At 57.0% G+C, this 14534-nt stretch carries 7 protein-coding genes and 1 pseudogene; 3 read left to right on the top strand and 5 right to left on the bottom strand.

Going from position 1 to position 14534, the window contains the following annotated elements:
- Positions 1–394 precede the first annotated feature (394 nt).
- Both QA639_RS33930 and QA639_RS33925 read right to left on the bottom strand, forming a co-directional pair.
- A complete protein-coding gene (locus QA639_RS33930) occupies positions 395–739 on the bottom strand; it encodes a hypothetical protein (protein WP_283088219.1) in 345 nt (114 codons plus the stop codon).
- A gap of 1239 nt (positions 740–1978) precedes the next feature.
- Positions 1979–2863, bottom strand: a complete 885-nt coding sequence (locus QA639_RS33925) for a LysR family transcriptional regulator (RefSeq protein ID WP_283088218.1) — start codon at positions 2861–2863, stop codon at positions 1979–1981.
- Positions 2864–4761: 1898 nt separating this feature from the next.
- Between QA639_RS33925 and QA639_RS33920 the strand changes: the two genes are divergently transcribed.
- The 3 genes from QA639_RS33920 (at position 4762) to QA639_RS33915 (ending at position 9192) form a co-directional block, all read left to right on the top strand.
- Positions 4762–6087 carry a DUF3422 family protein gene (locus tag QA639_RS33920; RefSeq protein ID WP_283088217.1) on the top strand — a complete coding sequence of 442 codons (1326 nt, stop codon included), beginning with the start codon at positions 4762–4764 and terminating at the stop codon, positions 6085–6087.
- Positions 6088–7479: 1392 nt separating this feature from the next.
- Positions 7480–7698, top strand: a complete 219-nt coding sequence (locus tag QA639_RS42035) for a DUF7694 domain-containing protein (protein WP_428841098.1) — start codon at positions 7480–7482, stop codon at positions 7696–7698.
- A gap of 873 nt (positions 7699–8571) precedes the next feature.
- The gene (locus QA639_RS33915; RefSeq protein ID WP_346283708.1) at positions 8572–9192 is read left to right on the top strand and encodes a hypothetical protein; all 621 of its coding nucleotides are present in this window, start codon (positions 8572–8574) and stop codon (positions 9190–9192) included.
- 158 nt (positions 9193–9350) lie between these two features.
- Here QA639_RS33915 and QA639_RS33910 read toward each other — a convergent pair whose 3' ends face one another.
- The 3 genes and pseudogenes from QA639_RS33910 to QA639_RS33900 form a co-directional block, all read right to left on the bottom strand.
- Positions 9351–9587: a hypothetical protein gene (locus tag QA639_RS33910; protein ID WP_283088216.1), complete on the bottom strand. Its 237-nt coding sequence runs from the start codon at positions 9585–9587 to the stop codon at positions 9351–9353.
- Positions 9588–9646: 59 nt separating this feature from the next.
- Positions 9647–10765 (bottom strand): annotated as a pseudogene (locus QA639_RS33905) (branched-chain amino acid ABC transporter substrate-binding protein).
- A 1830-nt stretch (positions 10766–12595) separates the two neighbouring features.
- Positions 12596–13405, bottom strand: a complete 810-nt coding sequence (locus tag QA639_RS33900) for a class I SAM-dependent methyltransferase (protein ID WP_283088215.1) — start codon at positions 13403–13405, stop codon at positions 12596–12598.
- Positions 13406–14534 lie beyond the last annotated feature (1129 nt).

Genomic DNA, 14534 nt, shown 5'->3' with positions numbered 1-14534 from the left:
TATTCCTGCGAAGGGGGCGATATAATCCGCCCACCGGAAACAGGTCGGAACCGAAGGATCAGTGGCAATTTGAACTGCCTTTTGTATCTGCTGACTCAACAACGCGCTGTGTAAGTCGTCTCCGTGCGACAATGGCGGCACGAGCCGTTGTTAAAGTCGGACCACGCTACCGAGCGTCCCGCAGCACTGCAGCTGGACTGACCGAGCAATTGATTCGTTAGCTCCCAATGACCGTGCAGTTGGCGTTTTCATTGCTAGGAATCTCAAGGTCTGGGCCTAGGTTTGTGACATGCTCGCAGCCTCCGGTCGGGAGTCAGTCGTCCGGCAAGACGGTCGATGAGCCCGTCGTTGCCCATACGAAATGATACTTGGAGGCGTAGTAACGGTGAGACGATCAAAAGCGGACGAGGTTAGGTGTGTCGCCGAGATCGTATCCGACCGAGAATAGCAAGCCATCGAGGGGCGATGCGCCGGAACGATGGTCGGTGAAGAACTCTGGCTTATCATCCGGCTCGTTCGAAGAACCGCAGAGGCCGTTTGCAATACGACGTGTTCCATCCGTCATGACAGCCTCGGAGGCGCTGAAGAGAGAACGGCATACCTCAAGTTTGACGCGTTCGTGGTCGTTCAGTGGAGACTTGCCGGTCGTGTTATCCAGTGCGCAGCGCAGTCCGAGTTCGATAGAAAGTGTGAGAAACGAAACTGATTGTCGCGGCGCAATCTTGGAACTGTCAGACATTTGCAATTTCCATTACCTGTCAGGAAGCGTCTCGTGTGTCCGAGGTGCTTCTCACTTGTCGAGGATCGTACAATCTCACGCTACGTACGATTCAAGTCCCTCGTCGAAGGGGCCTGTGAATATATATCAGTCTTGCAGATCCGAGCGCAGGCGCGCGAATTCAAGCCCATATCTTGCCGACTGACGATCTCCGTTCACGTTGAGCCGCACGTACGCATGATCTGCGGCAGCCTCGTTTGTGCGGGCAGGTCGGAATACTTGTTTGACCCGCAATCGATTGCGCGTAGTGAGACCTGCCGCCAAGCCTTCGTCTTCGAAATTGTCAAGTTGATCAGCGGTTTGGCCAAACGAGGTGGACTTGAACTTGGCGAGGCCTGCATGCGGCGTCCCCTGGTCTGTGCATATGCGTCGGGTGTTGGATCGCCGATGAAAGCAAAGCGATATTGGGACCCTGGCGAAACAATTGGCAGTGTGGTCGATTTGCGGAAGCGGGGTTACGTACATATACGGAGAGCCGGTGTCGCATTACTTTGATCTATGGATTGCATGCTGGCGCCATGAACTCGAAAAGTAGACTTTCCGATGCCAACCATTGGCGGAGTCGCGCGGAAGCAACGCGATCCAAGGCGGAATCCCTCGCGTTCGGCAAGTCAAGAGATAGGCTTCTCAAGGTTGCCGTGGAATACGAAAAGCTCGCTCGACGTGCCCAAGAGTGGCAATCGAGCGGAAGCGACGACGAGCCAGAGTCTAGTCAACACTTCTAATGATCTTTGCTTCTTATGAAGGCAACTCGCCGCAAGAGATATGTACGTCCCTTGGTGAAGACCGAAGACCTGCTGGTTCGGTCAGATATCGGAGTTCCGGGGATGCGCAACGAACTCGTGCCAGCCGTTGGAGTCCGATCGGGCCGCCCATCGGTCAGATGAGAATGATCGGCAGCTTTAGTCAGGCATGACACTTGCTTGAGTACTAAGGAGCGTTGAGGCGATTCGTTGCTGCGAGTGTCGAGACAGTCCGTTGTCGCACCAACGCTCCAACTGACCCGGCGCACATTGTCCCCCAGCAAGGTGCGTCGGGTTTCGGTCTTCCGAGCTGTGGAGAAGTGTCGCTTGGAAACCGGCATGTTGAGGGATGTCGACGAAGCCCAGGCAGTCTTGGCGCCGCCGCCTCCACCAAGTGCATTGCGCGCTGCTCGTTGTTGCCCGCTGGCTGCCATGATGCATCCGATCATCGACAATCTTAGAGCCCCTTACCCAGTGCGCATTTGTCCGGTGGGTCGGGAATGTGGTCGTCAAATATTCCTTTGATCCGTTTCACAAGCCTCGTCGCAACGTCCCCTCGCAGTCCTGACCTAGCACATATGACAGCTCGGAGATCGGGTAATCGAGGCAAATAGTAGTCGGGCGCGTCAATCAGGTCGTCCGGCACGGAGAAGGAAGGCAGTGCGGTCAGACCGATGCCAAGACGTACGGCCGTCAGCCTCACCAAGTAGTCAGAGGTGTGAAGAACAACCTTGTAAGCCGATCCCATCCTATCCAACGGGCCAGTCATCCAATCCTGGCCAGGAAGCGTTATTATTGGGATGGGAGCGCCCGGACTGAGAACAAAGTCGCGCGAGCGAACCCAGGTAGAAGGGAATACTCGCTGCTCACACACAGTCTTTGCGAGTTCAGCATCGGCATAAGGAGCGAAAATGACGGCTACATCTATGTAGCCTTCGATCAAACCCTTACGGATGGCGGCACATTGATCAACATGTATAGACAGATCTGAAAAAGCGCTCCTCCCGGCGCGCTCGAAAAGCCTTTGAGCAAAAAGGCCGCTTAAGCCGATGCGATAAACGGATGCAGTCCCATTACCTCCCAGCCTGAGCATCTGGTCGTTCGCGTTGAGTATTATCCGTGCCTGCTGGAGGGCAAGTTCGCCCAGGTCGGTGAAGGTGGTGCCGTTCGCGGTTTTGACAAACATTTGCCCGCCAATTAGGCCCTGTAATCGCTTAACTTGGGCGCTGACGGCAGGCTGACTAAGTCCGAGCTTGGTTGCGGCTTTCGACAAGCTACCCGTCTCAGCGATGGCTACAATAGTGCGGATCGCCTCAATTGGAATGTTTAGTGCTCGGAGCATTATCTCGCGCGACGTGAAGACGAACCGTATCAGCCTCTAAAGTTGTCGCTTCAGTATCATACGGGGCCAACAAAGCACGACCAGATTTCGAGCAGAGTGTCCGCTGACAGAAAAAGATTTGTACGTAACGTACATATCGCGTCTTCAATCCGCCTGTTGGATCATACTGCTTCGTTTCGTCCGGATAGAACAAACATCACGCCTGCCTTCCGGTTATCAAATCGAGCCGGGTCTTGGCCAAGCGAGAGGACCTAATAATGCCGCCGCGGCATGACGGCTGTTCTCGCGCAACAGCTGGTCGCCAGGAGAATCGAACGTGAATCGCGGATTGTCGTCGCCGTGATCAGGGCAAACGTGGTGCACCAGTTGAACGTAGACGACTGCCATGCAGGAGCCTGGTGGCGCACTCGCGCAAGAGCTCCGCAGATTGAACTCTTGAGCTTGATGCTCGGTGCTCTGCCAGCTACCAAATCAGGGGGGGCGGGGCGCTGACTGCTCCTGATTGCGTAACGATCCCGGATCTGCTCCGCCTTGGACGTCGCCAAGCTCGACAGGGCGTCATAAGTCGCCTTGCCCTGGAGCGATTCAGCTGCACATTACCAAGTGACCGGTTTCGGATTCGCCTTGCTGCCGGACCTTCTGTGGCGCCTGCCGTGCGCCGCCTGTCTTTTCGATGGCGCCATATTCGATCACGATAATACCACGACGAGCCAGCAGATTCCGGCCCAAAGGAGCCCATTAAGGAGAAGCGCAGCAAGCGGCCAGAAGTTCCAGGCTCTCTGCGGCTGTGGAGCGCCAGGGCTTGGCGTGCGAGGGGCTTTGTCATTCTCGAACATGGCTTGTTTTGAAGCGCGCCAATGTGTCATCCATGCACCTTCTTGCACTGCGCTAGTCGGGAGAGCCGTGGCTGGGGTCACTACGATGAAGCCACCAAGCCGGACGAACATCTGCTCGATGCCGGCGATCATTGCTAAAAGACAGCGGCATACCGCCGCTCGGCTCGAACGTTTTCCATCCTGAGCAATCGGCATGCCACCAGCGAGAACTGCTACGCAGCGCCTAAGATGGGAAAGCCATGTTTGCCGGCGATGGTTTAGCGGGACGTCGGGTTCCTTACATCGAGGTCTTTAGCTGGTCATGGTCGGTACAAGGCAGCCGGCTTCAACAGCCGTGCGGGGCGTTGCTTGAAAAGTGCTTATCTGCCGGTACGCTGTTTCGCGCCCCATCCCGCGCGAGGTCCCCAAACGTTGAGGAGGCGTCGTCTAGCCCGCCAGTCATCGAGCTGTCTGCTCGATTGGTTTGCAATCATCAGACGCTGCGACTTTTGCCGGCTGGCGCCAGGGACAGTCGGCGGACATCGCAGCGCGCGGCGTTGCTCCAAACCTCACGTCAGTTATTCTTTCGTCAGATATTTCAGCATCCTGTTGCAAGCCTCCTCGACCTTGTCGGAATTTCCGAGGCCTTGGCAAAGGGCTAGACGCGGTTAGCTTGCTCAAGCAGCCAGCTCCGTATGCTGTACACGGCCGTGCGCGCCGCGGTCAAAAGCAGCGCGACGTCATGCCGGAAATCACGCCGCCGACATCTAAGAAATCCACATAGCAAAAAAAGCGTGTCCGCTGCTTCAGCACTGGCCCAAATCCTGCACGCGCGTTCGCGCGTCACCAGGATGGCGCTGTAACAGGATGGGGTCGTATGAGCCTCGACGCGCCAATTGGCAATGCAGTATGCGGGGCGGTCTCAATGTTCCAGCACGTGCTCTCGCAAGAATTCGTCATGGGTTGAGTCGCCTCTGTATTGATCTTTGCGTCATTTCGATCCGCGACCCGCGCGCGCCCATTTCCCACCGCTCGTGTTGAGCTCGCTGTTGCTTGTCATTCCTGAAGCGAGGGCGCCAGTACATGCTCAATGAATTGAACTTGCGAAGCTTCGCGCTGCATCCGCAACGCGACGCTGTGCTTAATGAAGTCCACGCGCGGCCCTTCACGCGTCTTGTCTCGCCGTTCAGCGTGATTCACTTCGCCTTTCTAGCGCAGGGCGAAGCGGCCGCCAGCGATCGCCAACGCTTTGTCGATTTCTGCCAGCAGCACAACCTCCCACCGCCCGAAGCGTCAGCGAAACATCATCAGGTCGTGGTCGGGCCCGCTATGTTACGATGGGAGCAGCATTCGGAATTTGCGACATTCACCTGGATCTGGAGTGCAGCAAATGGTCCCGAGGCTCGCCAATTTGATGATGTCGATGATACGGTTCAATCGCTGATCCGGGCCTTGCGGCAGGCCGGACCACTGCTGGTCGCAAACAAGTTGGAAGCGGAGCGGGGAACCTCGCCGATCAAACGTGCTGAACAGCTTTTTGACAAGAGCAGCCTTGCCATGGTCGCTACAAAGGGGGCCACGGGCGTTGTGGCCTCAGACTTTCGCGTGGACGCAAACGGCTTCTCCAGGATCCTTGTCTGCGACCTCGGGTTGACGCCGCATGATCTCGGCGCGTTGGTCCAGCGGGTCCTCGAAATCGAGACCTACCGCCCCTTGGCGCTGCTTGGCCTTTCGGCTGCCCTTGAGCTTGCGCTGTCCGTCGATCGCATCGATCGCCGTCTTGTAGAGGCACTGGAAGAAATGCAGGGCTCAGAGGGGCTGCAATTCAACAACCATCTGCTTGCCGAACTGACGGCGCTGGCCGCTTCATTCGAAAGAGGCGCGACGGGCAGCCTGTTTCGCTTTGGCGCCAGTAGGGCTTACAATGAGCTGGTCCAATCGCGACTGTCCATCATTGAAGGCAGCGATGTCGCGGGGTATCCGACCTGGTCATCCTTTTTGGCGCGCCGCATGGCGCCAGCGATGCGGACCTGCGCGACTGTGGAGGACCGTCAGGCGAGCCTGTCGGTCAAGCTGGCACGGGCCGCCGATCTGTTGCGAACCCGCGTCGATGTCGAGATCGAGCAGCAGAATCGTGACCTTCTGCACGCAATTAGCGAGCGTACGAGACAGCAACTGCGGCTACAGTGCACGGTCGAGGGATTATCGGTCGCGGCGATAGGATACTATGTAGTCAGCCTGTTCGGTTACCTCGCCAAGGGGGCGCAAGACGTCGGACTGCGTGTGGATCCCTCTTTTCTAACCGCAATCTCCGTGCCAATTGCGGTCGGCGTGATCTGGATTGTGAGTTACAATGTTCGAAAGCGACACCTCAAGCACGACAACGTGTCCTCTGTTGCCGGCGAGTGAATAGCGACGGTACGGCGGCCTCACGAAGTTCTCCTCGTTTCAACAATCGCGCTCATTGATTTGTGTCCAAACTTGACAACGTAGCGACGGGGAACTGTCGAGCACGGCGGAGCTCACGGCGTTTGTTAGGTTAGATGGCCGGCGTCTCTAACGTACCGGCGCACTGTCCCGGCGCAGCGCGCGCCGAGTGACCTATTAACCAGAGACCGGTCGCGGCGGCGAATGCGAGTGCGATCCACTACGCAAACATGACTCATGTGGCCACATAGATGACTCATTGGCGTTGTTACAGGCTGCAGCGAACAGCAAGGGCTGAAGTGCCAGGTAGAGATCCAATATCCGACAACGTCGCCTTTGGGGGGCATCAATCGTTGAAGGCGCTGGTTCACCAGCAATAGTGGAGTACACACTGACGGAAAATCGTCGATACAATCATCAGCGATCAGCAAAACTGGTGACGCAGCGACCTCATGGGCCGAAGCATTTCCACGAGCATGAACGCGTGCAGAAATAAGCGACGGTTAGCAAGCGGCGCGAGTGACCGGCCGCGCTCGCCCGCCGCCGCGCCCGGGCGGAGGCTGGCTTTCACGCCAGCCTAGCCGTTATCGATGAACAATAGTCAATTGCTCCGAGCAATTCGCATGAGGCGCGCTCATGACCGAGACGTCAGGGTTCATTCGAACTCGCTCGCAGAGGAACGTAAGAAGCTCTCTTCCGTCCGCGGTTCTTCGAGGCGGTTGAGCAATCCGTGCCAATCGCGGGGACCAAGTCATGCGTCGTGCGGCAGGCTGGGACGAAGTCGCGCGGGGCGAAAGAGAGGAGAGGCTGGATGCTGAAACCAAGAAGGGCAGGCCGACAAGGCTCTCGCGCCCAGATGCGAACTGATGCGGGCGGGACCTGATGCGTGCGATCCGGCGATGATGGATTGGGTGCGCCGCCCAGCTGTGCCGCTGATACCGCTTAGTGGATCGCCGAAAGAGGCATGGATAGTTCGAAAGGGTGCAGTGGAGGACAACGGATGATCGACATCTGCGGCTTGCTCAGCAGATTGTTCGAAATGCAGCAGATAATTCAGGCTAGAGAATGGTGCCGGAACGCTGTGTCGGGGGCACATCCGCCGCCGCTTAGTGAGTCGTTTGACAACGTCATTTGCGTCGATTTCAAGGCTATTCGCGAGGCAAAGGAGGGGGAGTGCGTTCGCAGATATTAGAGAAACTGGAGGCGGGTCGAGTGCGACATGGGCGGTTCGCTAGCGCTCCGGGATCAGGTCCTTGTGGCCTATTCTTCGTACAAGGGCCTTGCGGCTGTGAGCTCAAGATCAGCGGACTTGTACGCCCCGGCTGGGAGCAAGTGTCCGTCTCGACCCCGCGGCGCTGCCCGAACTGGGAAGAGATGTCCTTTGTCAAAGACCTATTCTGGGATGAAGAGGAATGCGCGATGCAGCTGCATCCGCCTCATTTACGGTACGTGAACAACAGCCGGTACTGCCTGCATCTCTGGAAGCCAACTCATCAAGACATTCCGATGCCGCCGCCGAGCTTTGTAGGCGTCATTGGCCTTGGGCCATCTGAAGCTGCAATGTTGTTTGCGCGGATGGGCGCGATTTCGTGATAGCCGAGACTGACGCCGCGTCAGTGGAAGAGTATCCGTGATCACTCAGGCCGCCCCCGCTCGCCTTTCGGCCTGGCGGTCGGAAAGGCAAGAGCAGCAACATGGCACGGCGGGCGGGTCACATGACGATGCTCAAGCTGTGCCGACGGCGGATGTCCCTGGGCCATCGTCTCCGACCGTGTACGGCACTCGGGCAGCGACCAGCGCGTCGTCAAACGCTTCGGGATCATCAGATGCCTTGGACTTGAGTGAGGAGGACTATGAACTGGGAGGCCATTTTTGGCAGCCCGCGAAGGCCTCCACAGTGCGGTGCATTGCGGATATTGCCCCCATCCGAAGGACGTCGTCGCCTATGGGGCTTCGCGTAGCCCATTAGAGGTGCGTCCGCTCCGCGCCACTTCGTCTTTTGCTGGGCTTACTCTCGGAGGCGACGGAGCGACGCAATAGGAGAGGCTAGCGAGCAGCCGCGATGGCAAGACAATGGGGACATCGCTGGTGCCCTAACGTGAATGGGGCTGCTCGATCAGCCCGGCGTGCCATTCTGCTCGCGGGCGACGATCGCACCAGCGCAGGTCTAGTTTACCCCTTCTGACCGCAATGTCGTTCGTGGTTATCGGCAACGCGTCGCCGCGACCCGCTGGCATGTACTGCTAAACAGTCTCTCCCCTCTACCAACACGGCCGATCGAGCATATCAGCTGCAGCGTAGGCCGCCAAGCCATCCGGTCGCAACGCAGGGCGCGAAAGCAAGGCGTACCTCGCCGGCTCACTCGCGGCCGACGTTGAGATCATCGACTGTGGTCTACCTATTGTTCGGCCCCTCTGAGCGGACATATGTCCAAACTCCAGGCTCACGGAAGCGACGAAGCAATTCGTGCGCAAACGTAGAGGCTTCAGCTCCATTCCGTCTGCGTTCATGGACGGGCTTGTCCCGCGCGAGCGCTTCAGGCACATTGTTCGTCATATTTTATGTGTGATGTTGCATGCGCTGGCCTTCTCCAGAAGCTCGCCTACTTTCAATTCGAACGCGGTGACCATGAATCTTCAGGTCACTATCTTAAAGCTTCTCGTTAGCTATCCGAATGGCGTAGCCTCTCTCGACGCTCTCAAGCGCGACATTGCCATTCTGGCCAAGAGCGGCGAGGACTGGTCCGAGCGCACCAAGCGACTTGCCAGCCGGGTGCCTGATCTGAACATATTTGCGATGAGGCTTGTCGAACGCGACGCGTTCGGCTGGTACCTGACGGAGAAGGGACGTGCCGTACTGGAATACATGGAGTGCCGGGCCAGTGTGGCGGAGCCTTTGTCAACCATCGTTGCAGATGCGCCGGAGTTCGCAAGCGCTTCTCGCGAAATCCCACCGATTACGCCGAACGCGCGTCGGCGAACTCAAGGAAAATCGCGGCAGCGGCGTCACCCGCAGTCCGCACACGAGCTATCATTTTGTCAATCTGATTTGAACCACGATCGCGGATCCGAAACGGAGCGATCCTAAAGAGCCGGCTCAATCGCATATTGCGCCAGGTTCGAGTTTATTGCCTCCATAGTGTCACGTTCCGCCAATCCTATCAGACTCTACGCGCAACTGGTCCGTGCCGATTTGAGAGCGTCCCCGGAAAAAACCAAACCAATGCGCGAGCCCGCCGCGACGGGTTACAGCGATGGCGGTCTGGGGATACCCAGCTGCTCGACGGCGAGCTTGGAAATCTCTGCTGGATCGCGAACGCCTGCGGCGGCAATCTTGAGGACCTTCTTTGCGACTAGTTCGGCGATAGGGTCGTTACGATCTACCAAACCAAGCGAGCGCAGAGTCTGTAGGTAGGCCGAGTTTAGACGCTCGATTTCTTCCGAGTTCGGCTTGTTGCCCTGGAGGAATCGCCTGACCGGCATTTGATCACCGCCCCAACTCCGTCGTCACACACCAAGGCCTTGTGTCGAGTTGAGATGCGTCAGGAACCCTTTGGGTTCACCTCAGCATAGCTGCCCTTATCGTCCCACTTATAAATGACATAATCGAGTTGCCTGATGTCGCCCTTGGCGTCATATTCCAGCTTGCCGATTACAGTGTCCTAGGAACCTGCCTTGATCGCATCCATCACCTTCCTCGAATTGGTGGTGCCAGCCTTGGCCGCCGCCTGCATCCACACCTGTATAGCAGCGTAGGTGTAGAGCGTGTAGCCTTCGGGGTCGATGTTCCTGGCCCTGAATTTTTCGACGATCGCAGCCGCCGTCGGCTTTTTGCGCGTGTCGGGTCCGAATGTGAAGAGCGTGCCCGCGCCGGCGGTGCCCGTGATCGACGCATATTCCTTGTCAGCCAATGCGTCGCCTGACATCAGCACGGTCTTCACGCCTTGATCGCGCATCTGCCGTAGGATTAGCCCCGCTTCCTGATGATAGCCGCCGACATAGACAAGCTCGATATTGTCGCGCTTGAGACGCGAGACGATCCCGTTAAAGTCCTTGTCGCCCTTATTGTAAGACTCGTACATTTTCTCGATGATGCCGGCCTTGTTAAGGGCCTTCTTTGTCTCGTCGGCGAGGCCTTTGCCGTAGGTGGTCTTATCGTTGAGGATCGCGATATTCTTGCCCTTGAAGTTCTTCGTGATGTACTGGGCAGCGATCAGACCTTGCTGGTCGTCGCGGCCGCAAACGCGTGCCACGTTCCACAGCTTCCGGTCGGTGAACAGTGGGTTGGTCGAAGCCGGCGTAATCTGCAGCACGCCGCCGTCGGCATAGGCTTCCGATGCAGGGATCGACGACGAAGAGCAAAAGTGCCCGGCGACGAACGGGATTTTGGCATTGGCAATCTTTTCCGCGACCGAGCGCGCCTGCTTGGGGTCGCAGGCATCGTCCTCGACGTCGAGTGCGAGCTTCTTGCCGAGCACACCGCCGGAAGCATTGATCTGGTCCACCGCCATCTCGGCGCCATTCTTCATCTGCCGGCCGAATGCGGATTCGCCGCCAGTAATTGGCCCGGCTACGGCAATGGTGATGTCGTCCGCGAAAGCCGCTGTGGAGAGCACGAAAGATGCGCCGAGCGCCAGGCCGATCAGCTTCAATGATTTCATGGGATGGTCCTCACAAAGTGAAGGAAAAGGCGAGCAGGCTCAAGCCGAGCAGCACAAGCCCCGCCGCGATCAGTGCCAAAAAGCTATTGGAGACAAGGTCACGATGGCGCATCTAACCAGACTCGATGTGCTGAAGATTGGGCCCCTTTGAGTCGACGCGAGAGCGGTGTGGCCTACGCCGCGTGACGCCTGAAAAACACGGAATCGAGATGCACGCGCAAGGGAGAGCGGCACCCGTGCAAGGGGTGGTCGCTTACAATGCGTTCGACTTGTCTCTCCCTTGTTGAGCACGATCGATCCTCGCAAGCTAACGCGCATGGTTGCCCACTCTGAACACTAGACGAATTGCAGGCCTCTAACAGCAATACGTCTGTCCGCACCGTACAAAGCTTGTCGTTTCCTAGTTGCCCGAAAACCTTGTAGGAGTTGCCTTATGCCCGTTAGCTCGAGGTGCGTTCTTCGAGAGAGCGTGCCAGCAATCCAGACGTTAGGGTATGAATAGCGCGATTGCCAGTTGCACACGGGCAGAGAATTCAGAAGAAGTGTTCGTTGTCTTGAATGAGAGACGTTGAGGGAGAATTACTTTGAAGCGAATAGCACTCCTCGTATTGGTCCTGATCTGTTCGACATCCTTTGCGCAGGCGAGAGGCGGGGGCCACGGCGGGCGGGTCTCTTACGGAGGAGGTCACCACACTTCCAGCCACGGCGGTTCCTACTTGGGCGGAATGGGATCGTCTCACAGAGGAGGCACATATCGGAACCCAAGCACGGGAAATCAGTACGGCACGCACAAATAGGTCTCGTCTAACCCGGCACCGGATTTCACTGCTGGGTAGGTTGGCGGGGCGGACGAGACACTATCGATCTAGGCGGAACTCTGGCCACCAACAGCGTTGCGCTCAGCAATCGCTGGTACTCCGGGGTAGCGGCTTGCTAAAGGCCGCTTTGCAATCGCGGCGATGGCGTCTGGCGGGCAAGGGACACTTGGATGTGTCGCTATCGCAACGTCATTGGCTTTCGAACCATTTCTGACTTCACAGAAGAATGCATCCTGGGTTATGGGAGACCCACGGCACAGGGTTTCATATTGAGTAAGCTACGAAGCCGCTGTTGGCGTGCCATTCGATTGCTTCATACAGGAGATGCCGCCCAATGCCGACGCGCGTAACAGCTTACGCAACGGTAGCCGGCTGGACGGCCGTCGCAGCCGTGATCCTTCTATATCTGATCTTTAGCCCCAGCTAACCAGGACAGCTGATTGGATCGATCCGATTTGGCATGCGCTCACCGCGTTCCTTCGGTGCGCTCCGGTGCAATGCCCTTACCCCCAATGCACTGACTCCCCTAGGAGGCGCGTCTTTCCATCCGGCTGCCGCATAATAGTGCGACTGAGGAGAATTCATTCCACGCGTAAGCTTCCGGCGAGGGCCGCTCCCGGAGCGTGCCTTTGCAAGCAAATGAGCGACGTGATGACGGTTACCGTTCTATCCGGTCCAGAGAGGTGAGCCGGTGAACGACAGCCGAGCAGCTTCGGATCGTGGTGGAGAATCTTGCGCCTGGGGCAGTGTTGTAGTGTTGTCGAGGTTTAGCGACGATATGATGTTCGCCGCAACTTGGTTACGGCTTGGGGGCGGCAAGCACGCACGGGCGTCCTCGCTTTCGGACTTGGGGCCGATGCAGAGGCAAGCTGACGAAGTCGGTCTTGCGGCGGTCTCCATGGTGCCAGACCGGCAACCGCTGACCGCGAGCCAGACCGCTTCATGAAATCCATAAGACAACTTCTGCTAGTTGCGCTCTTCGCCCGAAACGCGTTCGACGACAACCAGCTCTTTAGTCAGTTCGACGGAAGTGCCCCTCGGCCCCGCTCGTCAGTAGACAGGCGGCCTGTTGCCCCGAATAAGATATCCAATCGACACCATAGTTGGTCTCACGGATGAATTCGTCGAAAGCTAATCTTTCATGCTTCTCGAACCCTACGTAGTTGAAATATTCGTCAAACACGATAATGCATCCCGGACGAATCTGAGACTTAAGACCCGTAAAGATGCTTTTTGTACTGGAATATATGTCGCAATCGACGTGGATGAACGCAACGGGAAGCTCGCGCTGAGCAAACACTGGAATCGTCTCGTCAAACAGGCCAACAATAAGCTCTACGTTCTCCGGAACGTCAGGGGCTTTGCCTTCACGATCAAAGTCCACTGGAAGGTATCCTTTCCAGCGCTCCGGAAGGCCATTAAAGCTATCGAAGCCATAAAACTGCCGCTCTGGAAATCGCTCGGCCATGGCGCCGATAGTGTAACCGCTGTAGACGCCGAACTCGAGGGCAGCACCCGTACCTGCTTTTGACAAGGCATCAAACCTGAACTCATCATGATCGGCAAAAAACACAGCGCCCGCCATTTCTGTGCGGATTATCTCGATGGCTTGTTCCTGCGCAATCGCAGATAGAGTTCGAAACAAGCTATGGTTTGTTCTGGGTAGCCCGTACATTTCTGCAGCGGTTACAAGTTTGCGCAGGTGTTCATTTGCAATGTCCTGCTTGCTAAGCATTGTCGACAAAGCATTGGCGACTTCGCTGGAGGAACGTGCAAGCCGATCAATTGCGGCTAGTAAGCGATCATCAACCGCTTTTTTCATTGCGTCATTCCGTTTGACTATACAAAGGTCAATTGCTCGCGCCGATTACCCGACGAATTCAATTTCACGAAGTTGCATTTGCGCGGGAGTCTGAATAAGCAGCACAAACGGCAAAGAGCTAATCGTCGAAGTGTTCCGTATCCTGGCCTTTCATCGATTAGCGGGCGACATTAAGAAGCTTCTTTCCCACGTCTGGACGTGTCCCCTTATCTCAAACGACCACTCGGGCTTGAGACGGCTCCGCGAGAGGAGCGGGCACGGAACTGAACCTGCTGGGTGTGCCGTTCACGGCGATCGTGCATGACAGCTAGCCGCAATGTGCGAGCGAAACGCGCCAAGGATCGAGCTTGATTCTGATCGGAGAAGATGTGCCAAGCGGATCTGCTGTTCGAGATGGAGGTGTCGAAACGATCGTGCATGAAGGTCGTTGCATTGGAACTATTAGCCCCATTTGAGCTCTGCCATCGCATCCAGCTTGTTAGGGACCCTCCATCTCAGTCAACTACTAGACATACTAGTTGACGAGGGCGCTGCGGCGCATTCGGGTGGCCGGTAGATTAGGGCTTGTGGTCGCTCGCAGATCTTAACGCGCCGAGAGACGGAGAGGAAATACAAGCTCTTTCTCCTGGCCAAGAGCAGCCGAGCCGTCCGATGATTATTTGGAGCACCTCTTCGGATGACTTGGACTATCGCCGTGTACATCACACTTTACACTTTGCTTGACCGCGATCTGGCCGCTGATCAACGCGCTGTTCTTTGTCATGGTGACCGCCGCCGACAAATCTGCCCGATAGAGTCGAAGCTTCGGGGAACCTACAGATATGGGGATAGGAATTGTGCTGGCGCCGGTGCATCGTTGTGTCCCTTCCTGACCAATGAAGATCAAAAATACTGGCGGTGTCTGACAGGCGATCTCGTCGACACGCTGCCCGTGTTTGCTTGCCAACCAATGTCGGGAATCGGACATGGTCGGTGCAGCCACGCGGCTGAAACTTCCGGCTCGTTAGTCGGCACGCAGTTTGCAATGAATAGTCCGGCAAGATGCGCTATTCCATGCGCTTCGTGCTTTCCGCCGCTTTCGTTTGGCGCGCCAGGCGTGTTCTTGGCCCGTCGATCTCATCGGGAGAAA

It is taken from the genome of Bradyrhizobium pachyrhizi, from assembly GCF_029714545.1.
GTDB classification, from domain to species: domain Bacteria; phylum Pseudomonadota; class Alphaproteobacteria; order Rhizobiales; family Xanthobacteraceae; genus Bradyrhizobium; species Bradyrhizobium pachyrhizi.
The sequence above is the reverse complement of the archived record's forward strand: the minus strand, read 5'-3'. Positions and strand labels throughout refer to the sequence as shown.